Annotated in this window: 27 protein-coding genes; 11 read left to right on the plus strand and 16 right to left on the minus strand. The window is 68.5% G+C overall.

What is annotated here, in order from left to right:
• The first annotated feature begins 4 nt into the window (after window positions 1-4).
• From EV646_RS37265 to EV646_RS37275, 3 genes are all read left to right on the plus strand, one after another.
• A complete protein-coding gene (locus EV646_RS37265) occupies window positions 5-685 on the plus strand; it encodes a hypothetical protein (protein WP_132157291.1) in 681 nt (226 codons plus the stop codon).
• An 8-nt stretch (window positions 686-693) separates the two neighbouring features.
• On the plus strand, window positions 694-1,245 hold the full coding sequence (locus EV646_RS37270) for a DUF6529 family protein (protein ID WP_132157293.1): 552 nt from the start codon (window positions 694-696) through the stop codon (window positions 1,243-1,245).
• A 181-nt stretch (window positions 1,246-1,426) separates the two neighbouring features.
• Window positions 1,427-1,663, plus strand: a complete 237-nt coding sequence (locus EV646_RS37275; protein WP_241996580.1) for a Rieske (2Fe-2S) protein — start codon at window positions 1,427-1,429, stop codon at window positions 1,661-1,663.
• Here the strand turns inward: EV646_RS37275 and EV646_RS37280 are convergent.
• Together EV646_RS37280 and EV646_RS37285 are read right to left on the minus strand one after the other, a co-directional pair.
• Window positions 1,660-3,234, minus strand: a complete 1,575-nt coding sequence (locus tag EV646_RS37280) for a GAF domain-containing sensor histidine kinase (protein ID WP_132157295.1) — start codon at window positions 3,232-3,234, stop codon at window positions 1,660-1,662. The two genes, EV646_RS37275 and EV646_RS37280, sit on opposite strands and share 4 nt — an antisense overlap.
• A 1-nt stretch (window position 3,235) precedes the next feature.
• Window positions 3,236-4,399, minus strand: a complete 1,164-nt coding sequence (locus tag EV646_RS37285) for an FIST signal transduction protein (RefSeq protein ID WP_132157297.1) — start codon at window positions 4,397-4,399, stop codon at window positions 3,236-3,238.
• 120 nt (window positions 4,400-4,519) lie between these two features.
• Here EV646_RS37285 and EV646_RS37290 point away from each other — a divergent pair, with 120 nt between their 5' ends.
• The 5 genes from EV646_RS37290 (at window position 4,520) to EV646_RS39665 (ending at window position 8,178) form a co-directional block, all read left to right on the plus strand.
• Window positions 4,520-4,888, plus strand: a complete 369-nt coding sequence (locus EV646_RS37290) for a response regulator (RefSeq protein ID WP_132157299.1) — start codon at window positions 4,520-4,522, stop codon at window positions 4,886-4,888.
• Between the two features lie 75 nt (window positions 4,889-4,963).
• Window positions 4,964-5,482, plus strand: coding sequence for a sigma-70 family RNA polymerase sigma factor (locus EV646_RS37295; protein ID WP_132157301.1), 519 nt, complete (start codon window positions 4,964-4,966; stop codon window positions 5,480-5,482).
• Between the two features lie 30 nt (window positions 5,483-5,512).
• On the plus strand, window positions 5,513-6,160 hold the full coding sequence (locus tag EV646_RS37300; protein ID WP_132157303.1) for a response regulator: 648 nt from the start codon (window positions 5,513-5,515) through the stop codon (window positions 6,158-6,160).
• Window positions 6,161-6,266: 106 nt separating this feature from the next.
• Window positions 6,267-7,892, plus strand: coding sequence for a glycoside hydrolase family 13 protein (locus tag EV646_RS37305; RefSeq protein ID WP_132157305.1), 1,626 nt, complete (start codon window positions 6,267-6,269; stop codon window positions 7,890-7,892).
• A 118-nt stretch (window positions 7,893-8,010) separates the two neighbouring features.
• Entirely contained in the window at window positions 8,011-8,178 is a 168-nt protein-coding gene (locus tag EV646_RS39665) for a hypothetical protein (protein WP_199237455.1), read from the plus strand.
• On the opposite strand, the gene EV646_RS37310 is transcribed toward EV646_RS39665, so the two are convergent.
• The 3 genes from EV646_RS37310 to EV646_RS37320 form a co-directional block, all read right to left on the minus strand.
• Window positions 8,173-8,946: an ABC transporter permease gene (locus EV646_RS37310; RefSeq protein WP_241996581.1), complete on the minus strand. Its 774-nt coding sequence runs from the start codon at window positions 8,944-8,946 to the stop codon at window positions 8,173-8,175. The two genes, EV646_RS39665 and EV646_RS37310, sit on opposite strands and share 6 nt — an antisense overlap.
• On the minus strand, window positions 8,946-9,629 hold the full coding sequence (locus EV646_RS37315; protein ID WP_158291121.1) for an ABC-2 family transporter protein: 684 nt from the start codon (window positions 9,627-9,629) through the stop codon (window positions 8,946-8,948). Before EV646_RS37315 ends, EV646_RS37310 begins: the two co-directional genes overlap by 1 nt.
• 83 nt (window positions 9,630-9,712) lie before the next feature.
• Window positions 9,713-10,693 carry an ABC transporter ATP-binding protein gene (locus EV646_RS37320; RefSeq protein WP_132157311.1) on the minus strand — a complete coding sequence of 327 codons (981 nt, stop codon included), beginning with the start codon at window positions 10,691-10,693 and terminating at the stop codon, window positions 9,713-9,715.
• Window positions 10,694-10,754: 61 nt separating this feature from the next.
• Between EV646_RS37320 and EV646_RS37325 the strand changes: the two genes are divergently transcribed.
• Entirely contained in the window at window positions 10,755-11,528 is a 774-nt protein-coding gene (locus EV646_RS37325) for a MerR family DNA-binding transcriptional regulator (RefSeq protein WP_158291122.1), read from the plus strand.
• Between the two features lie 162 nt (window positions 11,529-11,690).
• Window positions 11,691-12,188 carry a DUF3145 domain-containing protein gene (locus EV646_RS37330; protein WP_132157315.1) on the plus strand — a complete coding sequence of 166 codons (498 nt, stop codon included), beginning with the start codon at window positions 11,691-11,693 and terminating at the stop codon, window positions 12,186-12,188.
• Window positions 12,189-12,394: 206 nt separating this feature from the next.
• On the opposite strand, the gene EV646_RS37335 is transcribed toward EV646_RS37330, so the two are convergent.
• From EV646_RS37335 to EV646_RS37350, 4 genes are all read right to left on the minus strand, one after another.
• Complete coding sequence (locus EV646_RS37335; protein WP_132157317.1) at window positions 12,395-13,402, minus strand: LacI family DNA-binding transcriptional regulator; 1,008 nt, start codon at window positions 13,400-13,402, stop codon at window positions 12,395-12,397.
• Window positions 13,403-13,439: 37 nt separating this feature from the next.
• Window positions 13,440-14,264, minus strand: coding sequence for a carbohydrate ABC transporter permease (locus EV646_RS37340; RefSeq protein ID WP_241996578.1), 825 nt, complete (start codon window positions 14,262-14,264; stop codon window positions 13,440-13,442).
• Window positions 14,261-15,025, minus strand: coding sequence for a carbohydrate ABC transporter permease (locus EV646_RS37345; RefSeq protein ID WP_241996579.1), 765 nt, complete (start codon window positions 15,023-15,025; stop codon window positions 14,261-14,263). The genes EV646_RS37340 and EV646_RS37345 overlap by 4 nt, the downstream gene beginning before the upstream one ends.
• A gap of 329 nt (window positions 15,026-15,354) precedes the next feature.
• Window positions 15,355-16,686: an ABC transporter substrate-binding protein gene (locus EV646_RS37350; RefSeq protein ID WP_132157321.1), complete on the minus strand. Its 1,332-nt coding sequence runs from the start codon at window positions 16,684-16,686 to the stop codon at window positions 15,355-15,357.
• A 326-nt stretch (window positions 16,687-17,012) separates the two neighbouring features.
• On the opposite strand from EV646_RS37350, the gene EV646_RS37355 reads away from it, so the two are divergent.
• The gene (locus tag EV646_RS37355; RefSeq protein ID WP_132157323.1) at window positions 17,013-19,232 is read left to right on the plus strand and encodes a glycoside hydrolase family 9 protein; all 2,220 of its coding nucleotides are present in this window, start codon (window positions 17,013-17,015) and stop codon (window positions 19,230-19,232) included.
• Here the strand turns inward: EV646_RS37355 and EV646_RS37360 are convergent.
• The 7 genes from EV646_RS37360 to EV646_RS37390 form a co-directional block, all read right to left on the minus strand.
• Window positions 19,211-20,230 (minus strand): glycosyltransferase family 4 protein, encoded by a 1,020-nt coding sequence (locus EV646_RS37360; RefSeq protein WP_132157325.1) that lies wholly within the window; start codon window positions 20,228-20,230, stop codon window positions 19,211-19,213. The genes EV646_RS37355 and EV646_RS37360 overlap by 22 nt on opposite strands.
• Before the next feature lie 25 nt (window positions 20,231-20,255).
• The gene (locus EV646_RS37365) at window positions 20,256-21,677 is read right to left on the minus strand and encodes an acyl-CoA carboxylase subunit beta (protein ID WP_132157327.1); all 1,422 of its coding nucleotides are present in this window, start codon (window positions 21,675-21,677) and stop codon (window positions 20,256-20,258) included.
• A gap of 55 nt (window positions 21,678-21,732) precedes the next feature.
• A complete protein-coding gene (fabF, locus tag EV646_RS37370) occupies window positions 21,733-22,968 on the minus strand; it encodes a beta-ketoacyl-ACP synthase II (RefSeq protein ID WP_132157329.1) in 1,236 nt (411 codons plus the stop codon).
• A gap of 91 nt (window positions 22,969-23,059) precedes the next feature.
• Window positions 23,060-23,308: an acyl carrier protein gene (locus tag EV646_RS37375; RefSeq protein WP_130380551.1), complete on the minus strand. Its 249-nt coding sequence runs from the start codon at window positions 23,306-23,308 to the stop codon at window positions 23,060-23,062.
• A 76-nt stretch (window positions 23,309-23,384) separates the two neighbouring features.
• Entirely contained in the window at window positions 23,385-24,380 is a 996-nt protein-coding gene (locus EV646_RS37380; RefSeq protein WP_132157331.1) for a beta-ketoacyl-ACP synthase III, read from the minus strand.
• Window positions 24,377-25,570 carry an ACP S-malonyltransferase gene (locus EV646_RS37385; protein ID WP_132157333.1) on the minus strand — a complete coding sequence of 398 codons (1,194 nt, stop codon included), beginning with the start codon at window positions 25,568-25,570 and terminating at the stop codon, window positions 24,377-24,379. Before EV646_RS37385 ends, EV646_RS37380 begins: the two co-directional genes overlap by 4 nt.
• Window positions 25,571-25,649: 79 nt before the next feature.
• Entirely contained in the window at window positions 25,650-26,849 is a 1,200-nt protein-coding gene (locus EV646_RS37390) for a PucR family transcriptional regulator (protein ID WP_132157335.1), read from the minus strand.
• Between the last annotated feature and the right edge of the window lie 148 nt (window positions 26,850-26,997).

Consider the following 26,997-nt stretch of genomic DNA (forward strand, 5'->3'; position numbering starts at 1 on the left):
AGCCATGGGGCATCGCAGTCCGCTGGTCACACTCGCTGCCACAGCCGTCGGGGTGGTGGCGCTGCTCGTCGTGAACAGCACCCAAACCAACACCAGCGCTCCGGCTGGATCCGCGACCACCGCGCCGCCGGCCACCACGCCGCCAGCCACCACGCCGCCTCCTGCCACGACCCCGCCGACCACTCCGCCGTCTTCAGCCGCTACGACGACCACGCCACCACAGCAGCAACTGACGGCGGTCTATGCAGGCCGGACGAACGGTCGTGAGGCGACTCTGGCCGTGGCAGTGAAGGCAGGCCGCGCGGCGGCGTACCTCTGCGACGGTCGCCGAGTCGAAGCCTGGCTGACCGGCACACACGTAGGCCACGCGATCACACTGCGGTCCAAGGCCGGCGACCGGCTGGTCGCGACAATCGCCGGAAACACGGTCGCCGGCACGGTCACCGTGCGCGGGCGGACGCTGCGCTTCACGATCGCGAAGGCGGGTCCACCGGCCGGCCTCTACCGCGCGCGGACCTCGAGCTCCACGATCGGCTGGATCGTGCTGCCCGACGGCAGCCAAGTCGGCATCGACAACGACGGCACCCCGGCTCCCGCGCCCCAGCTCAATCCAGACAGCGGTACGGCGACAGTCGACGGAACCGCGGTGACGGCCACGTCGGTGACCGGCGACGAGACGTTCTGAGGAGGGAAATGGCGACGACAGTTCCGGTCCGGGCGGCCGGCAGGGTCGTGCTCCCACTGTCCGTCGGCGCAGCGGTCGCCGTCGTACTCGGTCTGTACGGCAGGTTGCATGATCCGACTGGGGTCGCGGTGAACGTCGCCGGCTTCTCCAGTCCACAGTCGGTCAAGGCGTGGCTGGCAACGCTCGCGCTTCTGCTGGCCCTTGTGCAGCTTGTCTCTGCGATGGCCTTGTTCGGGCACTTTCGAGCGCTGGCCGGCCGGAAGTGGATCGGACCGCTGCACCGCTGGTCGGGTCGCGCCGCCGTCGCAGTCACCCTGCCGGTGGTCGCGCATTGCCTGTACGCATTCGGATTCCAGTACGACGAGCCGCGGGTGCTGCTCCACTCCTTGCTCGGCTGCTTCTTCTACGGCGCCTTCGCCGCCAAGATGCTCACACTGAGCCGTGACGGCCTGCCGCGCTGGCTGCTGCCGGTGGTCGGTGGGGCTGTCTTCACCGGCTTGGTCGGGCTGTGGCTGACGTCGTCACTGTGGTTCTTCACCACGTTCGGCATCACTCGTTAGGAGTATCTGCAGTGGATGAGCCCAGTCGCCGTACTGTCCTTGCTGCGGGTGCACAGCCGTCGCCGCCGTCGCAGGCTGTAGTACCTATGGCGAGCCCAAGAACGACGCCCCGGCCAGTTCCGCCCCGGCCGGCACGGCAATCGCCAGTACCAGCGACGTCCCGGTCGGGGGCGGGGTCATCATCGCCGCCAGCGAGGTCGTCGTCACTCAGCCGACGGCCGGCACCTTCAAGGCGTTCACCTCGGTGTGCACCCACCAGCAGTGCCAGGTGGCGAGTGTTGCCAACGGCACCATCAATTGCGACTGCCACGGCAGCAAGTTCAGCATCACCGATGGCTCGGTTGTCCACGACCCAGCGCCGCAGCCGCTCGCCCCGAAGCAGATCACCGTCTCCGGCACCTCGATCAGTCTGGCCTAGAATCCGTCGACCGGTTCGCGCTCGAGGGGCAGCTGGACTTCGAGGCGGGTACCGCTGCCGGAAGGGCTATGGACGGTCAGCCCGCCGCCGGCGGCCTCGACGCGGTCCTTGAGACCGATCAGGCCGGAGCCTCGGGCCGGATCGGCGCCGCCTACGCCGTCGTCGCTGATCGACAGCCGCATCGCCCCGTCGATGGCGTCGACCGAGACGTGCACCACCGAGGCGCCCGAGTGCTTGGCCGCGTTCGTCAGCGCTTCTGACAGGACGTAGTACGCCGTCACCTCGACGCGCTCGGCCAGGCGATCCTCAGTCAGGATGCGGAGCTCGACCGGGACGGACGATCGGCGGGCCAGCGCCTTCAGGGCAGGAGCGAGGCCGCCCTCGGCGAGGATCGTCGGGTGGATGCCGCGCGCCATCTCCCGCAGTTCGTCGAGCGCCTGCGTCAGTTCGGCGGCCACGCTGTCCAGGATCCCGGCGAGTTCATCGAGCTCCGGCGGTACGGCGGCCTGCGCCGCCTGCAGCCGCAGTGCTAGCGAGACCAGGCGCTGCTGTGCGCCGTCGTGGAGATCACGCTCGATCCGGCGTCTGGTCTCGTCGGCGCTCGCGACGATCCGCGAGCGGGACGCCTTCAACTCGGTCTGTGCTCCGGCGTTCGCGATCGCGGTCGCGACGAGTTCGGTGAAGTCGGCGAGCCGCGACTCGGTGTCGGCAGGGGTCGGCTTGTCGCCTGCCGAGCCGACCGCGATCACGCCCCACAGGCGGCCTTCGACGACGATCGGGACTCCGACCGACGAGCGGATCCGCAGCGGCGGTGCCGTGGCGACCAGCGGGCTGTCGTCTTCGCCGTACTCCATCCGTTCCGGCCGTTGGGTCTGGTGGATGAGGCTGGTCAGCTTCCAGGCGCCGAGAGCTGTGGGCGCGTCCATGGGGACGAGCTCGCCGACCGCACTCCAGGCGGCAACCACGGTCGCTGCCTCGCCGGGGAGAAAGCGGGTCAGCTCGGTGAAGTCGGCACCGAGAAGCTGTCCGACTTGGGCCGTGACTGTGGCGAAGACTTCCTTTGGTGCCGCCCTGGTGGCGACCAGTGTCGCGACGTGACGCAACGCCGCCTGCTCGCGGGCGAGTCGCTCGATCTCCTCGCGTACGGCGCGCTCGTCGTCCAGGACGCGGAGCATCCGCATCGTGATCGCCGCGACCCGGGCCATGCCGCCCATCAAGCCCGTTTCCTCCGGGCTTAGCTCGTGCTGCCGCGCGACCACGAGCGTGGCCCCCGGTGGGTGCTCGAGCTGGGCCGAGGTCGCGACGCACCGGCCGGCACCCGGTACGTCGAGCCATCGCGAGGACGCGACACCGGGGTGGACCGCCTCGAGTTCCCCGACCGGCGTGGCGCCTTCCGGGAAGCCGACGGCCGCGATCAGACTGCCGTCGCAGACGATCGCGGCCACGTCGGCGTCCAGCGCCTCGGCCGCCCGCTCGACCGCCACCCGCGCGGCCTCGAGTTCGGTAGGCGCGGTCGACACGACGGCGACGAATTCGGCGAGTTGCTGTGTCGACCAGGCGGAGGCGTCCATCTCAGCCGACCGAGAGCACAACCAGGGTCTGGTTGTGGAAGCCGCGCAGGCCGCGCGTACGCGCGATCTCGCCGTACGTGTAGAAACCCGCGACCGGGGCGCCGGACGTGACCGCGGCGAGCCGGTCGATCTCACGGCGGATCCCTTCGTCGCCGAGGACTCCACGCCGGGCGATGCAGTCGAATGCGAGTACGCCCAGCGGTGCGTTCCCGTCCAGCGCGGCGAGCGAGTCCGCGCACGCGGCATCGGTTGCCTCGAGCACCGACAGCGCGTCGCCCTCCATGATCCAGACCAGGGCGCCTTGCGGAATCTCGGCGATACAGGACAGCGACCGTTCCACGAAGTCGCCGCCGCTGATGAACCGCACCTGGTCCTCGCCGTTCGGCCGGGCCAGGCCGAGCGGGTGGGTGAGCGCCAGCCGCGCCAGCCATTCCTGATCCCGGTCGGCCGGCTCGTCGACGCGCAGTTGCTTCAGGTAAACGTCCAGCGCCGGCCGGTCGTCGAGCGTGTAGACGCGGTTGGCGGCACTCGCCGTGACCAACATCGGCTCGCCGACCCGGCGCCACCCATGCCGTACGCCGATCCCGAACGGCGCGTCCGAGGCGATCCCGGCCGCGACAACCGCATCCGTGAGTACGTCGTCGTCGTACAGCTGATGGGTGCGGATCATCCGCAGGTCGTCGCCGGCACAGCCGCCCACCAACGGCACGGTCGCGCCGAGCACGCTGTAGGCGCCGCGGACGATCTCCTGCTGATCGCCGGCCAGACCGTCACTGAGCAGGATGAGGACCTTGTGCGGCAGGTCCTCCCGCACCGGCAGGCAGCGGGCTACCCGCGCTCCCGCCAGCCGCAAGTCCTGCGATGCCTCGGTGGCGGCAGCGGTTTCGACCGCGAAGCCTTCGCCTCCGAGTGCGGTGACGACCACGCTGGCCTCGCTCGGGCCGGCCGTCGCGATCTCGCCGGCCGTCGTACAGCCGATCAGTGGTACGCCGGGCGCCTGCTGCCGGAGCTCCGCCAGCAGCGCGGGCAGGTCGTGCGACTGGGAGCAGAAGACGATCAGCAGCTTCGCGTCGCCGTGTTCGAGGGCGTCGTCCGCCGCCCGCGCCCCGGCTCGCGTATCGAGGCCGTGGGCGGATCCGACCGCCAACCACCGAGCAGGCTGCACGACTTCCTATCCAGTTACCGATGCGCGCCTAACGTATCGACGCTACATTGCGTCGTCACTGCCCCAAAAGGTCCCGTTACCTGCAATGCGCGGGGGAGTGCCGAGCGGCATCCTGGTGTCATGGCTTTGCGCTGCTTCATTGTCGACGACAGCCCCCATTTCCTGGCGGCTGCCCAAACCCTGCTCGAACGCGACGGGTTCGCCGTGGTCGGGGTGGCCGGCAGCTCCGAGGAGGCGCTGCGGCGAGTGGAGGACGCTGAGCCGGACGTCGTACTCGTGGACGTCGATCTCGGCGGTGAAAGCGGCTTCGACCTGGTCCGCCGGTTCGAGCGCGAAACCAGTCTGGACCAGTCCAGGGTGATCCTGATCTCGACGTACACCGAGGAAGATCTCGGAGATCTGGTCCAGTCCGCTCCGGCGGCCGCATTCCTGTCCAAATCGAGCCTGTCGGCCGGGGCGATCCGCGGCATCCTCGATCGCAATCCGTGAATTCCTGCTAGCAGGTACGGCGAATGGCCGGTGACCTGGACGACGTGAGCCGCTCTGTTGAGCGATGCTCATGGGGTGCGATCCCCCCGCCACCCCTCGGAGTTGCGGGACCGCTTCGAAACAGAAGCGGTCCCGCTTCTTCCACGGCTGAACGCCGCGGCGTACCGGCTGACGGGGAACCACGCGGACGCGGAGGATCTGCTGCAGGAGACGTACCTGCGCGCCTACCGCGGCTTCCCGGGCTTCGAGCCGGGCACGAATCTGACCGCCTGGCTGTACCGGATCCTGAAGAACACCTTCATCAACAGTCACCGCAAGCGGCAACGCGAACCGATCACGGTTCCCACTGACTGGCATGAGCCCAAGGCTGGGCTCGAGCCGTCCGCCGAAGCCGCCGTGCTCGACTCGCTCACGGACGACCGCCTGGTACAGGCTCTCTCGTCGCTGCCCGAGATCTACCGCCGCGTGGTCCTCCTGTACGCCGAAGGGTTCAGCTACCAGGAGATCGCCGCAATCGTCGGGGTCGCCCGCGGCACCGTGATGTCCCGGCTGCACCGGGGCCGGAAAGGACTCAAGCTCCAGCTCGCCGCCTGAAAGTGCTGAGGGTGGACGATACTCAGTGGCATGACGAGCATCGTGCTGGCGGAGGACGACGTACTGCTCCGCGAGGGGCTGGCCAGCCTGCTCGAGCGGTCGGGCTTCGAGGTCGCCGGGCAGACCGGTGACAGCGCGTGGATTCTTCCGCTGGTCCGGGAGCTGACGCCTGACCTGGTCGTGCTGGACATCCGGATGCCGCCGACCAACACGACCGAAGGCTTGGATGCCGCCCGGGAGATTCGCACCGAGTTCCCGGCGATCGGCATCCTGGTGCTGTCCGCGCACGCCGAAGTCGAGCACGCGATGGAGCTACTGGCGACGGGCCAGCGGATCGGCTACCTGCTGAAGAGCCGTGTCACAGACGTGGGGGAGTTCATCGAGACGCTCGAGCGGATCGTCAAGGGCGGCTCGGTGATGGACCCGGCGCTGGTTCAGGAGCTGGTGAGTGCCCGCCGGCACAACGACCCGCTCGCCGCTCTCAGCACGCGGGAACGCGAGGTACTCGCGCTGATGGCGGAAGGCCGGTCGAACGCCGGCATCGCCCGGCGGCTGTGGGTGACGGAGGGCACCGTCGAGAAACACGTCCGGCACATCCTCAACAAGCTGAGCCTGCCGGAGACCGAGGACGACCATCGCCGGGTCCTTGCCGTCGTCACCTATCTCGAGACGCGCTGATTCCGGCTAGCAGGTAGCCGAAGTGGGCGCTGGCGGTGCAGACCCGGCACGCCTCGAAGCGGATCGTTGTCAGTACGAGCGGGGGCTGCCGAGAGGATTGATGGAGATGACCGCGTCAGGCTGGTGGCGGAACGCCGTCATCTACCAGGTCTATGTGCGTAGCTTCCAGGACTCCGACGGTGACGGTGTCGGCGACCTGGCCGGTGTCCGCGCCCGGCTCCCATACCTGCGCAGCCTCGGTGTCGACGGCATCTGGCTGAACCCGTTCTACCCCTCACCGCAGCACGATCACGGGTACGACGTCGCCGACTACCTGGCGGTGGACCCGGACTACGGCACCCTCGACTCCTTCGACCACCTGATCCGTGACGCGCACCGGCTCGGCCTCAAGGTCCTCATCGACCTCGTCCCGAACCACTGCTCGACTTCCCATCCGTGGTTTGCCGAAGCGTTGGCTGCCGGGCCGGGGAGTCCGGAACGCTCGCGGTTTCATTTTGCCCAAGGCAACGGTTCGGAGCCGCCGAACAACTGGCGTTCGATCTTCGGCGGTTCCGCGTGGCAGCAGGTCGACGACGGCGAGTGGTACCTGCACAGCTTCGCGCCGGAGCAGGCCGACTTCAACTGGCGGCACCCCGACGTCACGTCGTACTTCGAGCAAGTACTGCGGTTCTGGCTCGAGCGGGGCGTGGACGGTGTCCGGATCGACGTGGCCCACGGGCTGCACAAGGCCGACGGCCTGCCGGACCACGAGAACGCGATGGACGACGAGCTCACCGGCGACCCGCTCAACTCCCACGCCTGGAACCAGCCCGAGGTGCACGAGGTCTGGCGCCAATGGCGCAGCATCGCCGAGGAGTACACCGCGTTGACCGGTCGCGAGCGCGTGCTGATCGGCGAAGTCGGTGTCCTGGACGCCGAGCAACTCGCGCAGTACCAGCGCCCGGACGAACTGCACCAGACCTTCTACTTCGAGTTCCTCCGCGCCCAGTGGAACGACCAGACCTTGTACGACGTTGTCGACCGCGGCCTGGGTACGGTCGCCGGCCCGGCGTCGTCGGTTGCCTGGGTGCTGAACAACCACGACATGCCTCGGTCCGTGACCCGGTACGCCGGTGGTGCTCCGGGCATCGACACCGGTGACGTCGACCTCGGCACGATCCGGGCGCGGGCGGCTGCGCTGCTGATGCTGGCGCTGCCGGGTGCGGCGTACGTCTACCAGGGCGAGGAGCTCGGTCTGCCTGAGGTCACCGATCTCCCTGTCTCAGTGCTGGTCGACCCGATGTACCACCGCACTGGCGGCGTACGACGTGGTCGGGACGGCTGCCGGGTTCCGCTGCCTTGGACGGCTGCTGCGGATGGGCTGGGCTTCACGTCCGCTACGCCCTGGCTCCCTCAGCCTGACTGGTTCGCCGACCACGCGGTTGACCAGCAATTGAGCTCCGGCGAGTCGATGCTGCACCTCTACCGCGAGGCACTCGAGCTGCGGCGGCGGGTGCCGGCGCTGGCCTCGAGCGAATTCCACTGGCTGCAGACCGAGCCCGGCGTACTGGCGTTCACCCGGGGCGACGGCTTCTACTGCGTCGTCAACTGCTCCTCACGCGTCGTCGCCGCCCCGGTCGACGGTGAACTACTCCTCGCCAGCAACGACGAGGTCGGCGACAAGCTCCCTCCGAACAGCGCCGCCTGGTACCTGTCGGAGCTCCCCGCGGAAGCGTTCGGTGAAGCAGCATGAGCCCCCGTCCGCGCTGCACCACACCCCCACAGACCGGCGGACCTGGCGTCTTGAGGCCCCCCTGTAACTCGGCGCCAGGTCTGCCGTTCCACCCGTCACCGAAACGAGGAGGCGCACGATGCGCCAGCTCCAGGTCACCAAGGTAAGCCGGACCGCAACCCAACGCCGCCGCGCCGCCCTCCTCACCGAGCAACCCCTGGATCCGCGAGACCCCGACATCCTCCGCGCCAAGCAACTCGCCCGCGAATCCGACCAGGCCACGACTCGCGACGATCCGAGCCTATGAGGTGGCGCCGGTGTAGCGGCGCAGGCCTAGGTGCCAGAGGAGCAGGGTTGCTGCGGTGAAGGCGGTGCCGAGGAGGACGGCAGCGAGCAGAGTGGTGAGGTCGGGGCCCTGGGTGAGGGTTTGGGCCGGCCAGGTGGTGATCGCGGCGACGGGGAAGGCGAACGTGAGCAGGCGCTGGAGCCAGCGGCCGTAGATGTCGACCGGATAGCGGCCGAGTTCCCAGGCGGCGCCGTACAACACTCCGAGGTTGAGGCGGGGAGCCCAGAAGGCCAGGGATGCGAGTCCGACCGAGGTCGCCCAGCCGATCAGCAGTCCAATGAGGGTGAGCAAGGCCCAGCCGGCCACGGCGAGCGGTGACGGGACGATGCCAAGCTCGTGGAGTCCGAGGATGACCACGCCGATGCCGAGGACGCTCTGCACGAGGGCGAGAGGTGCGTGCCGGGTGCTCGTGGCGAGCAGCACGCTGGTCGCCGGCTGGAGCAGGTAGGTGTCGAGCCGGCCGTCGCGGATCTGCTGGGAGAGGTCGGCGAGGCTGGGGTCGAGGAAGGTCGCTCGAAGGCCGGTGATGAATGCGAAGGTGCCGATGAGGGCCAGCATCTGTCCCGCGGACCAGCCGGCGAGCAGGCCGGTCTGGGCGAAGATGATGCCGATGGCACCGATCGACGCGGCCAGCTCCACGACGGCGAGCAGCGCGTCGAAGAACAGATTGACGCGGTAGGCCAGGGACCGCCGCAGCGATAGCGAGAACGCCGTACAGAGCAGTCTCATCACGCCCCCACTGTGGTGTAGCGGCGTACGCCGAGACGCCACGCACCGACGGCGCAACAGCCCAGCGCGGCTGTCCACAACACCGAGATCGCATAACCCGCTGCTGCGTCGGCCGGTGTCAGGGCGCCGGTTGCCAGTTCGGCGGGGAAGCCGAGCATCGACCGGAAGGGCAGGAGCTGGGCGATGGTCCGAAGAGGATCGGGAAGCAGCGCGTTTGGTGCTGCGGAACCACCGAGCAGGAAGATCAGGGCACCGCCGAAGGCGACAACGGCATGGACTCGCTCGGTCCAGAACGCAGCCATCGCCAGCGTCCAGACGAACAGGAAGCGCAAGACGGCTGCGAGAGCGAGGGCCGGCAAGGCGGCCAGCAGCGCCAGAGGTGCGAAGTGTACGCCGACGGTCAGTCCGACCAGCGTGATCAGCGGTAACCCGAGCACGAGCATCCAGAGGCGAATCGCCAGGTTCTCCCCAAGCGGGCCGATGACAGGCGGTTGCGGTCGCAGGAGCGCGGCGGCGACGTCACCGCTGTAGATCGCCTGCGCGAACGTGTGGTTTTCGAAGGACGCCGTCACCAGCGCCACGCAGATCACGGCGAGGTAGTAGCTGCCGACCTGCGCGCCTGCGCTAGGGACATGGAGCCAGACGAACAGCCCTAGCAGCGGGGCCACAGCTTGTCCGATCACCAGGGTGACAAGGAACCACCAGGCACCCGACCAACCGATGATCTGACGCCAGATCTCAAGGCGTATCAGTCGGAGGAGCCGGCTCATGAAGACCGCAGGTGCTGGTAGGCCTGGTTCATCACGTGCTCCAGCGATGGCTCCTCGACGGACAGGTCGGCGACGGCGTAGCGGGAGAGGATCCGGGCCGTGGCTGCCGGGACCTCATCCCGGAGGACGCGCAGGAGCCACTGATTCCCGTCGCGTTGCAGCACGTCGCCGTACTGCGCCAAATCGGGGCTGTCGTCGGTCACGGTCACCCGGATCAGCTTGGCCGGGGCGAAGAGCGCGCTGAGTTCGTCGCGACGGCCGTCGAAGGCGATCGCGCCGTCGTCGACCAGGATCAGTCGCGGACACAGCGATTCGACGTCGGCCATCGAATGGCTGGTCAGCAGCACGGTGGCACCGGTTTGGGCGGAGTACTCGGCGATGAAGGTTCTGATCACCTTGGCCGCGGAGATGTCCAGGCCGATCGTCGGCTCGTCGAGGAAGAGGATCTCCGGGCGGTAGACGAGCGCGAGTGCGAGCCCGGCCCGCATCCGTTCGCCGAGGCTGAGCGCGCGTACCTGCCGCTGGAGGATGCTGTCGAGGTCGAGGAGTGCGCTCAGTTCGGCCAGGTTGCGCCGGAATTGGGGCTCGGCGATGTCGTAGAGGACCTGTTGGTAGCGGAAGGAGTCCAGCACGGTGAGCTCCGGCGCGTCCCCGATCGGCTGACTTCCCCGGATGAGCGCGATCTTGCGGAGGTAGTGGTTGTGCCGTCGCCAGGGGACTTCTCCCAGCACGCGAACCCGGCCGCTGGTCGGGTGCAGGATGCCGGCCAGGATCTTCATCGTGGTCGTCTTCCCGGCGCCGTTGCGGCCGAGGAATCCGACGACTTGGCCGGCCGCGATCTGGAAGCTGATGTCGTGGACGGCGTGGACATCGCGGTATTGCCGTCGTACGAGCGCTCGAGCGGCCGCGACGAGTCCGGTGTCGCGCACCGGGACGCGGTAGGTCATCGACAGTTCGGCCACGGTCACAGCCATCATATTTAAAGTCTATCGTTGATGTACGATTTGAGTGTTTGCTGCGGGACGGCGAGGAGGCGCAGTGCGGAAACCCTCAAGTGGCACGTCAAGGGCGATCAGAGGGGTCGCGCTCGCCCGGGAAGCCGGGATCTCGGTCCAGCAGGTGCGCAACTACGAGCAGGCGGGGTTGTTGCCGGCGGCAACCCGCTCCGCAGCGGGCTATCGGGAGTTCGACGAGTCACATCGGCAGGCCTTGGCAGCTGCTCGTGCGCTGGTCCGCGCGTACGGCTGGGACGATGCCGTGACGATCATGGCAGCGGTGCATCGCGGTGACCTGAAGACTGCGGTGGCCCGCATCGACCATGCTCATGCCCAGCTCGACCGTGAGCGCGAACGCATTCAGCAGGCTCTGCACGCCTTCGAGGTCGTCGTCACGCATCCACTCGACGCCGACCCTCGAATGGCGGCCGCGCTCGCCCAGATGACGCGGCAGGGCACCCCGCTGCGGATCGGACAGCTCGCGGACCTGTTGGGCGTTCGTACGTCGACATTGCGCTTCTGGGAGCAGGCCGGGCTAATCCGCCCGTCCCGCGAACGAACCACCAGTTACCGCGCGTACGACGTACCGGCCGCAAGGGACGCCCACCTCGTACGGCTCCTGCGCGAAGGTAACTTCCCGATGGCGATCATCCGCGCGGCGCTGGACGAGATGCACTCCTCACCCGATGGTCGCCCCGAACGAGTCGGTGCCGAACTCAACCGTCGCGATGCCGAGTTGCACGCACGCAGCCTGGCCCGATTGCGCGCCGACGCCACCCTCATCGCGTACGTGGACTGGATCGCGACACGACGGTGATGTAGTTGACACGGCGAGGTTGCTGGTGTTGGTGGGGGTGGTGGTGCAAGATGTACGCAGTGTTCCTCAGAGCATGCTCTGGGGAGGACTGGTTCCGCCGGGATCGACGAGCGGGTGTTCGAGAACGCTGGGGAAGGCGCCCCTCGAGCACAGGAGGTCCCGGTGGCGACGACTCGTGGCGTTCTGTACGTCCACACGGTGCCGTCAGCGTTGTGCCCGCATGTCGAGTGGGCCGCGGGCGGCGTACTCGGCGTGCCCGTGAAACTGGACTGGACGCCGCAGCCCGCAGCTCAGGGCACCTACCGCGCTGAGCTGTCCTGGCAGGCCGAGGCAGGTACGGCGGCCAAGCTGGCATCAGCCCTGCGGGGATGGCAGAAGCTCCGGTTCGAGGTGACCGAGGAGCCGAGTAACGGCGTGGAAGGTGAGCGGTACTCGTTCACCCCGGCCCTCGGCGTCTTCCACGCGACCACCGGCGTGCACGGCGACATCATGGTGCCGGAGGAGCGCCTGAAGGCAGCAATGCTGAAGGCCGCCAGCGGCGAAGCCGACCTCACCGAGGAGGTCGAGCGCCTGCTCGGCCGCCCCTGGGACGACGAACTCGAGCCCTTCCGGTACGCCGGCGACGGCGCGCCCGTCCGCTGGCTCCACCAGGTGGTCTGAAGGGCCAACCTGAGAAGTTCAGAAGAAAGCCATGAAAGGTGCGGACTTCGCCGAACTTTTCGATGAGACTGAGCATCAGACTCTCCACCAGGGTGGGAGGAGCCGTGGCCGCTGGGCCACCGGGTGTCGGGACACCCCCGGTTGTCGCAAAACAGCGGCCGCACCACGTAGGGCGCGGACCTCAGGGTCCGCGCCCTTCCCACGTCTTACGTCGAGGCGCGTTGGATCAGGCGGGTGGGGAGGATGAGGGGGCTGGGGGTTTCACCGGACATCAGGGACTGGAGCATCCGGGCCATTTCGCGGCCCAGAGCCTGGATGGGCTGGTTGACGGTGGTGAGGGGAGGGGCCGTGTGCCGGGCGCTGGGGATGTCGTTGAAGCCGACGATGGCCACGTCGCCGGGGACGGATCGGCCGGCATCCGTGAGTACTCGCAAAGCGCCGATCGCCATCTGGTCGGAGGCGATGAAGACCGCGTCCAGGTCGGGGTGCTCGGACAGGAGCTCTGCCATCGCGCGACTGCCGCCGTCCTCGCTGAAGTCGCCGTGGGCGACGCGGCCGGCATCGAGGCCAGCGACCGCGAGCGCCTCCTGGTAGCCCTTGAACCGCGCGGTGCCGGCGCCTTCGTCCATCCGGCCGGTGATGGTGGCGATCCTGGTCCGGCCTTTGTCGACCAGGTGTTCGGTCGCCAGTCGGGCACCGCCGCGGTTGTCGGCGTCAACGTAGAAGCGCGGCTCGAAGTTGACCGGGCGTCCCCCGAACACGACCGGTACGTCGGCCTTGTCGGCCAGCTCCGCGAGGGTGTCGCCATGGGTCGACATCATCATGACGCCATCGGCCTGCCGAGTCCGCAGCAGTTGCTCGAGCCGGGTCTGGCCGCGGGTCGAGGTCGCGAGCAGCAGCATCAGCTCGAGCTCGGTCTCCTCCAGCACCGAGTTGACCCCGACCACGACCTCGGCGAAGAACGGGTCGGCGAAGACCTGCGGGTTGTCGCTCGAGATCGCCAGTACGACGGCGCCCGCCTGCTGAGTCGCGAGTGCGCGAGCCGTTGCGTTCGGCACGTATCCGAGATCGACGACGGCTCGCTGGACGGCTTCGCGCTTGGCCTTGCTGACGTGCGGGGCGTTGTTGATCACCCGGGACGCCGCCGACCGGGACACGCCGGCACGCTCGGCGACTTCGTCGAGCGTCACTTGCCGTCTGGAAATGTCTGTCACCGGCGCGTCCTTAGAGCTTGAGTGAATAGAGCGTAAATCACGACCGAACGGCTCCGTCCATGATGCCGCTGATCAGCTGGCGGCCGAACAGCACGAACACCAGCAGCAACGGCACGATCGCGATCAGCGTGCCGGTGAACATCAGCGTGTAGTCGGTGTAGTACTGCGTGGCGAGCTGACTGAGCGAGAACTGCACCGTCGGGTTGTCCGCGTCCAGCACGGCCAGCGGCCAGAGGAACTCGTTCCAGGTGCCCATGAAGGTGAACAGTCCCAGTACGGCGGCGCCCGGCCGGAGCGCCGGCGACACCACCCGGAGGAACAGGCCGAACGTCGTACAGCCGTCCAGGCGGGCGGCTTCGATCAGCTCATCCGGTACGGCGCGTTCGGCGTACTGGCGCATCAGGAAGACGCCGAACGCCGAGACCAGGAACGGGACGATAACGGCTTGCAGCTGGTTCTGCCAGCCGAGTTTCACCATCACCATGTAGAGCGGCACGATGCCCATCTGCACCGGCACCATCATCGTCGCCAGCACCGCGAGGAGCAGCGCGCTGCGGCCGCGGAACCGCAACTTGGCGAAGGCGAATCCGGCCAGCGACGAGAAGAACACCACCGAGACTGTGACGGCGATCGATGCGATCGCTGAGTTCAGCATGCCGCGGGCGAAGTGTGCTTCCTCGGCCTCGGGGCCGAACAATCGCTGGATGTTCTCGCCGAGGTTCCCGCCGGGGAGCAGCGGCGGTGGCATGTCGCCGATGACGTCGTTGGAGCGGGTGGCGACGACGAACAGCCAGTACAGCGGGAACACCGACAGGATCAGGCTGACGAGCAGCGTGAGGTAGACCAATGGTTGCCGTCTCACTGGGTGCCTCCGCGGAGACGGCGGCCGATCAGCGCGTTGGCGACGCCGACGATGACGGTGAGCAGGAAGATCATCCAGGCGATCGCGGAGCCGTAGCCGTAGTCGAAGTTCTGGAAGCTCTGCTCGAACATGTACATCGCGATGGTCTGGAACTGCCGGAGGCTTCCGCCGGACACGTCGCCCTGGCCGAACAGCAGCGGCTCGGTGAACAACTGCATCCCGCCGATTGTCGACATTACTACGGTGAAGATCAGCGCGGGCCGGATCAGCGGCACGGTGATACTGCGGAACTGCCGGATCGCGCCGGCTCCGTCGATTTGCGCAGCCTCGTAGAGGTCCCGCGGGATGGCTTGGATCGCGGCCAGGTAGATGAGCGCGTTGTACCCGGTCCAGCGCCAGTTGACCATGCTCGCCACGGCGATCCAGGACGACGTCCTACTCGCCTGCCAGTCGATCGGGTCGATGCCGATCAGGCCGAGTATGCCGTTGACCAGGCCGGTGTCACGGCCGTAGAGCTGCCCGAACACGATCGCGACCGCAGCAACCGAGGTGACGATCGGAGCCAGCACGCCGAGGCGGAACAACAGCAGGGCCCGGATCGGCCGGTTCAGCAGCGCCGCGACGATCAATGCCAAAAGCAACTGCGGAACCGTCGCCAGCACGAACAACCCCAGCGTGTTCACCAACGCGTTCCAGAAGTCCGGATCCGCGAGCAGCCGCGAGTAGTTGTCCAGCCCGACAAAACCCGCATCCCCAGTCAAATCCCAAGCCCGCAACGAAACCCACGCCGTATAGACGAGCGGAAACAGCCCAAAGGCGGTGAACAACACAAAGAACGGAGCAATGAAAAGGTATGGCGACCCGTACAGGTCCAGTCGGCTCCAGAGCCCCCGCCGTCCGGCGGATAAGCCGCCTCCGGAACCTACCGTGCCAGTTCCGGCAGCGGCTCGCAGCCGCCCTCTGCCTCCTTGCCCTTCACCTCCCACAGCGTCGAGGCGGCTTGCCGCTCCGACGCTGCGGGTGCCGGGGGAGTCCGGCACCGGCTGGGTGTGCGCCCCGGACTGCTCGCCGGTCGCCTGCCCCGGGGCGCTCACTTGTCGACGGCTCGCTTGGAGTCGGTGAGTGCTTTGGTCCAGGCCTCTTCCGGCTTCAGCTTGCCTTGTTCGATGGCCGTCAGCGCGTCGCCTACCGCGTCGCCGACCAGCTGGTTTTCGGGGCCCAGGTAGACGGGTTTGAGGCTCTTGGCGGACTGGCCGAAGATCTTGCCGACCGGGGCATTGTTGAAGTAGGCGTTGACCGCGCCCGACACCGCCGGGTCGTCGATCGCCTGTGGGGACGACGGGAAGTTGTTCTTCGCCTTGAACGCCGCGGTCTGCCCCTCCGGGCTGGTCAGGAACTTCGCCAGCTCGGCGGCCTCCTTCGGATGCTTGCTCTGTGCCGGTACGGCGAGGAACGAACCGCCGCGGACCGCGCCCTCACCAGGAACCCGGGCGACGTCCCACTTGCCGGCGTTCTCCGCTCCGGCCTGCTCCTTGATGATGCCGAGCATCCAGGCCGGGCACGGGATGGTGGCGAACGTGCCCTTCTTGAAGCCCGCGTTCCAGGCCGGTCCCCACATCTGCAGCTTGCCGGAGAGTCCGGCGTCGATCATCGACACGGTTTGGTCCCAGGCTTTCCGGACACCCGGGTTGGTGTCGACGATCAGCTTGTTGTCCCGGTCGAAGTACGTCGTATCGCCCTGCTGCATCAAGATGTTCTGGTAGATCCCGCCGGCCGTGTCGAAGAACGAAGCACCGGTGCCAGCGGCAACGAACCGTTTGCCGGTGGCAAGATACGCGTCCCACGTCGGCCACAGCTCGCCGACCTTGGCGCGATCCGTCGGCAAGCCCGCCTTGGCAAACAGGTCGGTCCGGTAACACATGCCCTGGGCACCGACATCGGTGCCGAGGCCAACGAGCTTGGTGCCGTCGGCGGTCAGCGCCTGCTTCCACTTCCAGTCCAGGAAGTTGCCCTTCAGCTCACCGGCGCCGTAGTCGAGCAGGTTGGCGAACTGGTCCGGCTTGGCCATCAGCTTGACCAGGATGCCCTCCTCCAGCGCGACGATGTCGCCGGCGCCGCTGCCCGCGGTCAGCCACTGCTGCAGCTTGGGCGTGTAGTCGTCGAGTTGGGCGATGCTGTCCTGCTTGATCTTGATGCCCGGGTGCGAGGACTCGTACTGCTTGATCAGGTCCTCGTAGCCGAACTGGCCGAAGGTCTTCACGGTGAGCGTGACGGTGCCGTCGCTCGCACCGCCCGCTTCGTCCGAGCCGCCGCACCCGGCGGCGACGAGCAAGGCGACGGCGGCACCGGCCGCGACCACCGATCTCGCGCGGAAGCCCGAACCGAGCCGGGCTGACCATCCTGACCATCGCGCTGACGACATGGAGACCCTCCTCGCAGGTCTTAGACGGAACTGGGGGAGGCGCTCCCAGTTGTCCGGACGCAAATGGCCACGGTGACGCCGCTGAGCCGGCGCCCGGCTGAACCCGGTGATGCTTGAGGGGCGAGTCGGGCCAGAAACTGGGAGCGCTTCCAGGCGACCATAGGGCACCGCCGCTCCCTTGGGAAGTGTTCATTTCAGTCTTGACAGGACCGCAAGGCGTGGGCAGCATGCTCACCGACGCCGGTCAACGGATGGCCGGTGTTGCAAGCGCTCCCAGCGCTCTTCCGGTGCCCGCCCAGGCGCCACGGACCTCCGGAGGCATGCTCATGCCCAGAATCGGTCGGCGATCAACTGCGGTCGTCCTGGTCGTCACGCTCGCGGCTGCTCTCACCAGCGCAGCTGCTCTCAGCAGCCCGGTGGCTGCGGCCGAACCGTCGTACGAGCGGGTGCTCAACGGTACCTTCGACGGCGGTAAGGAACCGTGGTGGAGCAGTGGGAACACGCCGGCGACGGTCACCGACGGGCGGTTGTGTGCGCAGGTCCCGGCCGGCACGGTCAATCCGTGGGCCTCGATGATCGGGCAGGACGATCTGCCGCTGGAGGAGGGACAGCCGTACACGCTGCGGTTCGAGGCGTCGGCCAGCCGCCCGGTCCAATTCCGTACGGCGCTCCAGCAGGCGGCCGCGCCGTACTCGACCGTGCTCAACAAGACAGTCGACGCGACGACCACGCCGCAGACCTTCGAGTTCACTGGGACTTCTCCGCTGACGGACACGCACGGTCAGGTGTCGTTCCAGCTGGGTGGCGCGACCGAGCCGTACACGCTGTGCCTCGACAACATCTCGGTCATCGGCGGGATCGTGCCGCCGGGTGGGGTGCCGGACTACGGCTCGCCGGTGCGGGTCAACCAGCTCGGATACCTGACCAAGGGGCCGAAGCGGGCTACTTACGTGACTGCGGCAACCACCGAGCTCGACTGGCGACTGCTTGACAGCGGCAACAAGGTCGTTGCGACCGGCAAGAGTAAGCCGTACGGCGTCGACGCGATGTCTCAGGACGCCGTCCAACTGATTGACTTCGGCAACTTCCGCGGGACCGGCACCGGCTTCCGCCTGGCCGTTGGCAACGACATCAGCGAGCCGTTCGACATCGGTGACCAGGTGTACGCCGGTCTGCGGCAGGACGCGCTCGCCTACTTCTACAACAACCGCAGCGGTATCCCGATCGAGGCGACGTACGTCGGGCCGCAGTACGCACGGGCGGCCGGCCACCTCGGCATCGCACCGAACCAAGGCGACACCAACGTGCCGTGTTTCCCCGGCACGTGCGACTACAGCCTCGACGTGCGGGGAGGTTGGTACGACGCCGGCGACCATGGCAAGTACGTCGTCAACGGCGCGCTGGCGGCCTGGCAATTGCTGGATCTCTACGAGGCCTCGCAGGGAGCCGATGGGACCCTGCGGATTCCGGAGGCGGGCAACGGCGATCCCGACGTACTCGACGAGGCGCGGTGGGAGCTCGACTTCATTCTCCGCATGCAGGTGCCTGCCGGCCAGGCGCTCGCCGGGATGGTGCATCACAAGATCCACGACGAGAAGTGGACCGGCTTGCCGTTGGCACCGGCCGCCGACCCGCAGCCGCGGTACTTGTACCCGCCGTCGACTGCAGCGACGCTGAACCTGGCCGCGGTCGGAGCTCGGTGCGCGCGGGTCTACGCCCGGTGGGATCGGGCTTTCGCGACGCGCTGCCTGGCCGCCGCCGAGAAGGCGTGGAACGCGGCGCGGCAGCATCCCGCCCTGTATGCGCCCGCCGGTGGTGAAGGTGGTGGAGCGTACGACGACACCAAGGTGACGGACGAGTTCTCGTGGGCCGCGGCGGAGTTGTTCGCGGCGACCGGGAGGGCGTCGTACAAGAAGTTCGTCACGACGTCGCTGAAGGCGGCGGACGGGTTCTCCTGGCAGGAGACCGGTGGGCTGGCAGATCTCGCGCTGGCGCGAGTGCCCTGGCGGTTGCCGGTCGTCGAGCAGTGGAAGCTGCGGCAGCGGATCGCCGCGGTCGCGGATGTCTATCTCGCCGATCTGCGCTCCCAGGGCTACGCGACCCCGTACAAGCCGGCTGACGGGAAGTACGTCTGGGGGTCGAACAGCGGCGTTGCCAACAATGCGATGATCCTGGCGATCGCGGCCGGCCTCACCGGGCGAGCGGCGTACCGGACGGCTGCGTTGGAGTCGCTCGACTACCTGCTCGGGCGGAACGCGGTCGGTCTGTCGTACGTGACGGGGTACGGCGAGCGGTCCAGCCACAACCAGCACCACCGGTTCTGGGCTCACTCGCTCAACCCGTCGCTCCCGTCGCCGTACCCGGGTTCCCTTGCCGGCGGCCCCAACTCCGGCCTCCAGGACCCCGTTGCCCAACGCAACCTCCAGGGCTGCGCACCCGCCAAGTGCTACATCGACGAGATCGGCTCGTACTCCACCAACGAAGTGGCCGTGAACTGGAACTCGGCGCTGGCCTGGATCACCGCTTATGCCGACTTCCAGGGCTGAGCGCGCTCGGCGCCCGCGCCGATCGGATTGTCCGGCCAGAAGACGGGATGGGTCGCGGTCGTGGCCCGGCCTGGCAGCCGCCGGGCCGACTCGACGGCGGCAAGGAGAGCGGTCCGTGTCGCGTGCCGGTCGTACCGCTCCTTGATCCAGCGCCGGGCGGCGGCGCGGACTGGATCGTCGCCGGCCGTGTTGACGAGTTCGAGCGCGCGGTCCGCGAGCAGGTGCGGCCGGGCGTCCTCCACCCGCCACGTCCCGGGCGCCTCGAACAACTCCGTGCCGCCTCCGGCCGGGTAGCCGACGACCAGACAACCGGATGCGAGCGCCTCGGCGACCGGGAGGCCGAAGCCCTCCGAGATGCCGAGGGCAACGAAGACCGACGTACGGCCGAGCGCCTCGGCGACCTCGGGCTCGGTGAGCTCGGACAGCACGAGGAACTCGACTCCACGAGAGCGCGGATCGTTGCGCAGCAGCCGATCGAGTACGGCGGCCTCGAGCGGACGCCGCCGTGGCATCCAGGCGATCGTCGGCCGCGTCTTCACACCCGGACGGAACAGCTCGGTGTCGATCGGATTCGGGACCAAGCGGATCGGCAATTCAGGGTGCAACCGGGCCAGCACGTCCCGGCTCTCGTGCGACACCGCCCAGACCTCCGGCGACGGCGTCCAGCCCGGGTAGTCAGTGGTGTCCCGCCAGGACCAATAGGTCAGGAAGTGGTTCTGATTGAAGATGACCTTCCGCGCACCGGGCGCGGGGTCGATCCCGGGCAGCAGATAGAGCTCCGGTACGACGAGAACGTCGTACGAGCTGAGCTCGAGACGATCGCCGCCGAGGATGGGTGCGGTCGTCTCGAACCACGGCAATCGGTAGCCCTCGGTGCGGAACCAGAGCCAGGCGTCCACACCCGCGGCGCGCAGCAACTCCACGTGATGCGCATGAATCCGGATACCGCCACCGGGTGAATCAGGCTCCTTGACCGCATAGATGACCCGTCCCGACACGGACCTAGGAGATCAGACCGAAGGGTCAGAGCGGGATGTTGCCGTGGGCACCTCGGCGGTGTGGAGCTGCGGCGATCGCTGCGGCCAGGGAGGAGCGGGTCTTGGAGGGCTCGATGATTTCGTCGACGACGCCGATTTCGCGGGCTCGTTCGATGCCGCCGGCAATCTTTTCGTGTTCGGCGGCGAGCTCGGCCTCGACCTTCGGGCGCAGTGAAGGGTCGACCTCGGCGAGCTTGCGCCGGTGCAGGATGCGGACGGCGGCGACAGCGCCCATCACGGCGACCTCCGCGCGCGGCCAGGCAAACACCCGGGTGGCGCCGAGCGATCGCGCGTTCATCGCGATGTAGGCGCCGCCGTACGTCTTCCGCGTCACCAGAGTCACCCGCGGTACGACGGACTCGGCGAAAGCGTGCAGCAGCTTCGCACCACGCCGTACGACGCCGTCCCACTCCTGACCGACACCTGGCAGATAGCCCGGTACGTCGACAACCACGACCATCGGCACGCCGAACGCGTCGCACATCCGGACGAACCGGGCCGCCTTCTCAGCCGATAGCGCGTCCAGGCAGCCGCCCAGCCGCAGCGGGTTGTTCGCAATCACGCCGACCGTCCGCCCGCCGAGCCGGCCGAGCGTGGTGACGATGTTCGGCGCCCACCGCTGGTGCAGTTCGACGGCGGAGCCCTCGTCGAGCACCCCTCCGACCAGCGGATGGACGTCGTACGCACGCTTGGCCGACTCCGGCAGGAACCCGGACAGATCCGTGTCCGGTACGTCGCCCGACACGGACCCCTGGTTCGCGAACAGATCCGCGAGCCGCCGGGCCTGCTCGAGGGCCGCGGCCTCGGAGTCGGTGGTGATGTGGACTACGCCGGATCGCCGGCCGTGCGGCTCGGGACCGCCGAGACGCAGCATGTCGACGTCCTCACCGGTGACCGAGCGGACCACGTCCGGTCCGGTGACGAAGATGCGGCCTTCCGGCCCGAGGATGACGACATCGGTCAGCGCCGGCCCGTACGCCGCACCGCCCGCGGCCGGGCCGAGCACGACCGAGATCTGCGGGATCTTGCCCGACGCCTGCGTCATCTCGTAGAAGATCCGGCCGACCGCGTGCAGGCTCAGCACACCCTCGGCCAGCCGGGCGCCGCCGGAGTGCAGCAGCCCGATGATCGGCACTTCTTCTCGGCGTGCGACCTGGTACGCCCTGACCACCACATCGCAGCCTTCATGGCCCATCGCACCGCCCATGACGGTGGCGTCCGAGCAGTAAGCGACCACTGCCGCGCCCTCGATGGTGCCGCGCGCCGCGACCATGCCGGACAGGTTGTCGGGCGTGATCAGCTCCAGCGAGCCCGGGTCGAGCAGGTTCGTCAGCCGGGTGACCGGATTGCGCGGGTCGAGCTCTCGGGAGAGCTTGGCCGGCTTCGGTGCTGCGGGAGCGGTCGTCATCGGGGTCCTCCGGGAGAGCCTTGAGGGCCGGCCTTGTGAGCCGGCCCCAAAGCAACTAGACCGTCTTGAAGGCGATGGCGGCGTTGTGGCCGCCGAAGCCGAAGGAGTTGTTCAGCGCCGCGATGTCCCCGTCCGGCAGCTTGCGCTGCTCGGTCGCGACGTCCAGCTCGATCTGGTCGTCGAGCTTGTCCACGTTGATGGTCGGCGGCGACACGCGGTTCTGCAGCGCCAGTACGGTCGCGATCGACTCGACCGCACCGGCCGCGCCGAGCAGGTGACCGATCATCGACTTCGGTGCGGTCGCGATCGCGTGGTCCGCTTCCTTGCCGAGCGCCTGCCGGATCGCCAGCGACTCGGCGATGTCGCCCTGCGGCGTCGAGGTGGCGTGCGCGTTGATGTGAAAGATGTCGGCCGGCGTCAGGTCGCCCTCGGCCAGCGCCCGCTCCATCGCCCGGCGCGCGCCGGAACCGGTCGGGTCGGGCTGCGCGATGTCGTGACCGTCGGCGGAGATGCCCGCGCCGGCGAGTTCGGCGTAGATCTTCGCGCCGCGCGCCTTCGCGTGCTCGTACGACTCCAGCACCAGGATCCCGGCGCCCTCACCGAGCAGGAAGCCGTCCCGGTCCACGTCCCACGGCCGCGACGCCTTTTCCGGCTCGTCGTTGCGTTTGCTCAGCGCCTGCATCATGCCGAACGCCGCCAGCGGCAGCGCCATGATCGCGCCCTCGGTCCCACCGGCCAGTACGACGTCCGCGCGGCCGAGCCGGATCTGGTCCAGACCCAGCGCGATCGCCTCGTTGCCGGAGGCGCAGGCGGAGACAGGCGTGTGCACACCGGCCTTGGCGCCGAACTCCAGGCTCACGTACGCCGCGGACGAGTTCGGCATCAGCATCGGGATCGCCAGCGGCGACACGCGGCGCGGGTTCTGCAGCAGTGCGTCGTAGTTGGCCAGCGTGGTGTGCAGGCCGCCGATGCCGGAGGCGACAGCCACACCGAGCCGCTCCTTGTCCAGCCCGGAGTCCTCCAGGCCGGAATCGGCCCAGGCCTCGCGGGCGGCGACGACGGCGAACTGCGCGTTCCGGTCCAGCCGGCGGGCCTTCACCCGCTCGATCACCTCGGTCGGCTCGACCGCGGCCGGTGCGGCGATCTGGACCGCGAGGTTCTGCACCCACTCGTCGGTCAGCCGCTGTGCGCCGGAACGGCCGGCCAGCAGTCCTTCCCAGGTGCTGGACACGTCGCCCCCGAGCGGGGTGGTGGCTCCGAGCCCGGTGATCACCACTCGGGTCTTCGACATCGTTACCTCAGCTTTCGAGACAGGTGGGTGGGTGAAGGTGGTGCTCATCCGGCAGCGGCCGGATGAGCACCGGCCAGCGAAGGACTGTGGGTCAGCCGTTCTGGGCGCGCTCGATGAACGCCACCGCGTCGCCGACGGTCTTCAGGTTCTTCACCTCGTCGTCGGGGATCTTCACGTCGAACTTCTCCTCGGCGGCCACCACGACCTCCACCATGGAGAGCGAGTCGACGTCGAGGTCGTCGGTGAAGGACTTGTCCAGCTGGACGTCCTCGACCGGGATGCCGGCGATCTCGTTCACGATCTCGGCGAGGCTGGAACGGATCTCTTCGGTGCTGGCCATCTCTTGGTTTCCCTTTCGGAGTTCACTGGCTTGTTCAGCCGGGCCGGCCACCTGAGCCGCCCCGGACAACTATGGGCTACGGAATGCGGATCACCTGTGCGGCGTACACCAATCCGGCGCCGAAGCCGATGATCAGCGCGAGATCGCCGCTCTTGGCTTCGCCGGACTCGCGCATCGCGGTGATGGCGAGCGGGATCGACGCGGCCGACGTGTTGCCCTGCCGCTCGATGTCGCGCGCCACCTTCACGTGCTCGGGCAGCTTCAGCGCCCGCCGCATCGCGTCGGTGATCCGCATGTTCGCCTGGTGCGGCACGAACAGGTCGAGGTCTTCGGCCTTGACGCCGGCCACATCGAGCGCCTGCTGCGCGGTCTTCGCCATCTCGAACGACGCCCACCGGAACACCGGGTTGCCGTCCATCCGCAGGTGCGGCCAGTTGTAGCTGCCGGCCGCCTCCTGCCAGGACTCCTTCTGGCTGATCACCTGGTACTGCGTGCCGTCCGAGCCCCACACGACCGGGCCGATCCCCGGCTCCTCGGTCGGGCCGACGATTGCGGCACCGGCTCCGTCGGCGAAGATGAACGCCGTACTGCGGTCGGTCCGGTCGGTGAGGTCGCTCAGCCGCTCGACGCCGATCGCCAGCACGTACTTCGCGCTGCCGCCGCGGACCATGTCGTTGGCCATCGCGACGCCGTAGCAGAACCCGGCACAGGCGGCCGAGATGTCGAAGGCGGCCGCGGTCGGCGCACCCACCTCGACGGCGATCCGGGTCGCGATCGCCGGGGTCTGGTAGAGGTGCGTCACGGTCGCGACGATGACGCAGCCGATCTGGGCCGGTTCGATTCCGGCGTCCTTCAGCGCGTCCTTGGCGGCGTTGACCGACATCATCAGGACGGTCTCGTCGTCGTCGGCCCAGCGCCGTTCCTTGATCCCGGACCGGGTCTGGATCCACTCGTCACTGGAGTCGATCTGCTCCAGGATCTCGGAGTTCGGTACCACGCGACGCGGCCGGTACGACCCGATGCCGAGCACTCCGGCGTACGCCGTACCGGTGGATGCGGTGATCGCGCTCATGCGTTGCCTCCCTTGGGATGCAGACGGACCAGCGGCTGGCCCGGCGCGACCGGGTCGCCTTCCTCGACCAGCCACTCGACCACGATGCCGCCGTGCGGGGCCTTGACTTCCAGCTCGTCGCGCAGGCTCTTCACCTTCGCGACCACCTCTCCGGATTCGACCGTGTCACCGGACTCCCGGGAGATCTGGCCGGCGCGGGTGAAGGTGCCCTTCATCGGCGCGACCAGCAGCCGCCAGGTCGGCGAGGCGTCGATCTCGGAGGGGCTGCCGTGCTTGTCGACGAACGCGCGGGCGTCGTCGAGCTGCTCCGGCGTCTTCAGCGCGAACGTCTCGACGCCCTTCAGTGCCCTCTTGGCGATGCCGGTCAACGTGCCGGCCGGCGGCAGCTCCAGGATCCCGGTGACCTGCAGGTCGGCCATCGTCTCCATGCACAGGTCCCAGCGGACGGGGGAGTTGACCTGGTTGACGAGCCGGTTGAGCACCTCGCGCCCGTCGTGGACCACGTGGCCGTCGCGGTTGGAGATCAGTCGCGTCCGCGGGTCGTGGGTGCTGATCGCGGTCGCGTACTTCGCCAGCGTCTGGACCGCGGGCTCCATGTGCTTGGTGTGGAACGCACCGGCGACCGACAGCGGGATCAGGCGGGTCTTGGCCGGCGGGTCGGCGGCCAGCGCGGCCAGCTCCTCGACCGTGCCGGCCGCGACGATCTGGCCGGGGCCGTTGTCGTTCGCGGCGGTCAGGCCGTGTTCGGCGAGCTTGGCCAGGATCTCGTCCCGGTCGCCGCCGAGCACCGCGGTCATCGAGGTGGCGGTGGCCGCCGCGGCGGCCGCCATCGCCTTGCCGCGTTCTCGGACCAGCACCATCGCCTGCTCGGCGCTCAGCACGCCGGTGCCGGCCGCGGCCGCGATCTCACCGACGCTGTGCCCGGCGACCGCGCCGACCTTGGTGAACGCGTCCGACGGTTGCGGGAACACCGCCAGTGCGGCCAGCATGCTGGACGCGACCAGCAGCGGCTGCGCGATCGCGGTGTCCCGGATCGTGTCCGCGTCGGCCTTGGTGCCGTAGTGGGTGAGGTCGAGACCGGCCACCGCGGAGAGCCAGTTCAGCCGGCTCTCGAACGCGGGATCTGCCAGCCAGGGCTCGAGGAAACCTGGGGTCTGGGCACCCTGACCGGGCGCGACGATGACGAGCACGTGACCAACTCTCCCTGAGCCAGGCCCCCGATGGGCCGAGAAGCCGCACGAATTCTACCGGTGCGACTTTGTGGGAATCCTACAAAACGAGGCTGCCGGGCTCCGGGTTGAGCAGGCGGCCCAAGGTCAGTGCGACACGTAACGTGAAAGCGTCTCGCGGATTGACGGGCGAGTAGCCAGTGAGATCGCCCACACGCTTCAGCCGATACCGGACGGTATTGGGGTGGATGAACAGGGCCCGGGCCGTCGCCTCGATCGAGCCACCCGAGTCCAGGTACGACGAGACCGTTTCGAGCAGGACACCGTCGCCCAAGGTAAGCGGGCCGTAGACTTCGGTCGCCAGTTGTCGCCGGGCGTGACCGTCTCCGGAGAGTGACCGTTCGGGGAGCAGTTCATCGGCGTGGACGGGTCGCGGCGCCGTCGGCCAGCCGGGTGCGGCGCGCAGCCCGGCGACGGCCGCGCGGGCCGACGTCACGGCTGCCATCAGGTCTTTCACCACCGGCCCGACGACGATTGGGCCGGGTCCGAACCAGGTGGTCAGTTTTTGTACGATCTCGACAGGTTTACTCGTACCACCGAGTACTATTACCAGCCGGTCGCCCTGCATCGCGCACAGAGCGTCAGCGCCCGCCTCGCGCGCCGCGTGCCGGACGGCGTCGGCCACGTTGGCGTTCCCGGGCTCGTCCGGCGCCCGGCCGACGACCACCGCGACTTCCGCCGACCCCGTCGTACCGGAGCCGGTCCAGCCGAGGGCGGAGGCGCGGGAGCGGACTGATTCGTCGGTTTCGCCGCGGATCACCGAGTCGACCACGAGGGCTTCGAGCCGGGCGTCCCAGGCGCCGCGCATCTCGGCGGCCTTGGCGTAGACGGTGGCGGCGGCGAAGGCGACCTCGCGGGCGTAGCGCTGCATTGCCTCGCGGACGACCGGCACGTCCTCGGGCGGGAGCAGGTCGCCGATGGTGTTCTCGATCATCTCGATCGTGGTCCGGAGCAGGTCGACGGTCTGGTGCAGCGAGATGACCCGGGTGAACTCGCGCGGCGCGGAGCCGAACATCCGGGTCGGCATCGCGGAGTGCGCCTCCGGATCGCGGAACCAGTCGACGAACGCGGTGATCCCGGACTGCGCGACCAGCCCGATCCAGGACCGGTCCTGTGCGGACAGCTTCCGGAACCACGGCAGCTTCTCGTCCATCGCGGCCATCGCGGCGGTGGCCAGCGCGCCGGTCGCGTTCTGCAGCCGCTCCGCCCGCGCCAGATGCGCCTTGCTCCCCTTGACCACGCCCCGACCCTAACCCCCGCCCCACCGCCGCATCTGGTGGGTTACCCCACCACCTTGTGGGTTCGCCGCCCGTATTCGGGCCGGGAACCCGGGCGGATTCACGCGGTGGTTGCAACACCGGGTGGTTTTGACTGGTCGGATAGTAGCT

It is taken from the genome of Kribbella antiqua, assembly GCF_004345665.1.
Taxonomy (GTDB): domain Bacteria; phylum Actinomycetota; class Actinomycetes; order Propionibacteriales; family Kribbellaceae; genus Kribbella; species Kribbella antiqua.

Coding starts and splice junctions, on each gene's coding strand:
- EV646_RS37265 (WP_132157291.1), top strand. CDS start 5: ATGGGGCATCGCAGTCCGCTGGTCACACTCGCTGCCACAGCCGTCGGG.
- EV646_RS37270 (WP_132157293.1), top strand. CDS start 694: ATGGCGACGACAGTTCCGGTCCGGGCGGCCGGCAGGGTCGTGCTCCCA.
- EV646_RS37280 (WP_132157295.1), bottom strand. CDS start 3,234: ATGGACGCCTCCGCCTGGTCGACACAGCAACTCGCCGAATTCGTCGCC.
- EV646_RS37290 (WP_132157299.1), top strand. CDS start 4,520: ATGGCTTTGCGCTGCTTCATTGTCGACGACAGCCCCCATTTCCTGGCG.
- EV646_RS37300 (WP_132157303.1), top strand. CDS start 5,513: ATGACGAGCATCGTGCTGGCGGAGGACGACGTACTGCTCCGCGAGGGG.
- EV646_RS37305 (WP_132157305.1), top strand. CDS start 6,267: ATGACCGCGTCAGGCTGGTGGCGGAACGCCGTCATCTACCAGGTCTAT.
- EV646_RS39665 (WP_199237455.1), top strand. CDS start 8,011: ATGCGCCAGCTCCAGGTCACCAAGGTAAGCCGGACCGCAACCCAACGC.
- EV646_RS37310 (WP_241996581.1), bottom strand. CDS start 8,946: ATGAGACTGCTCTGTACGGCGTTCTCGCTATCGCTGCGGCGGTCCCTG.
- EV646_RS37320 (WP_132157311.1), bottom strand. CDS start 10,693: ATGATGGCTGTGACCGTGGCCGAACTGTCGATGACCTACCGCGTCCCG.
- EV646_RS37350 (WP_132157321.1), bottom strand. CDS start 16,686: ATGTCGTCAGCGCGATGGTCAGGATGGTCAGCCCGGCTCGGTTCGGGC.
- EV646_RS37355 (WP_132157323.1), top strand. CDS start 17,013: ATGCCCAGAATCGGTCGGCGATCAACTGCGGTCGTCCTGGTCGTCACG.
- EV646_RS37365 (WP_132157327.1), bottom strand. CDS start 21,677: ATGACGACCGCTCCCGCAGCACCGAAGCCGGCCAAGCTCTCCCGAGAG.
- fabF (WP_132157329.1), bottom strand. CDS start 22,968: ATGTCGAAGACCCGAGTGGTGATCACCGGGCTCGGAGCCACCACCCCG.
- EV646_RS37375 (WP_130380551.1), bottom strand. CDS start 23,308: ATGGCCAGCACCGAAGAGATCCGTTCCAGCCTCGCCGAGATCGTGAAC.
- EV646_RS37380 (WP_132157331.1), bottom strand. CDS start 24,380: ATGAGCGCGATCACCGCATCCACCGGTACGGCGTACGCCGGAGTGCTC.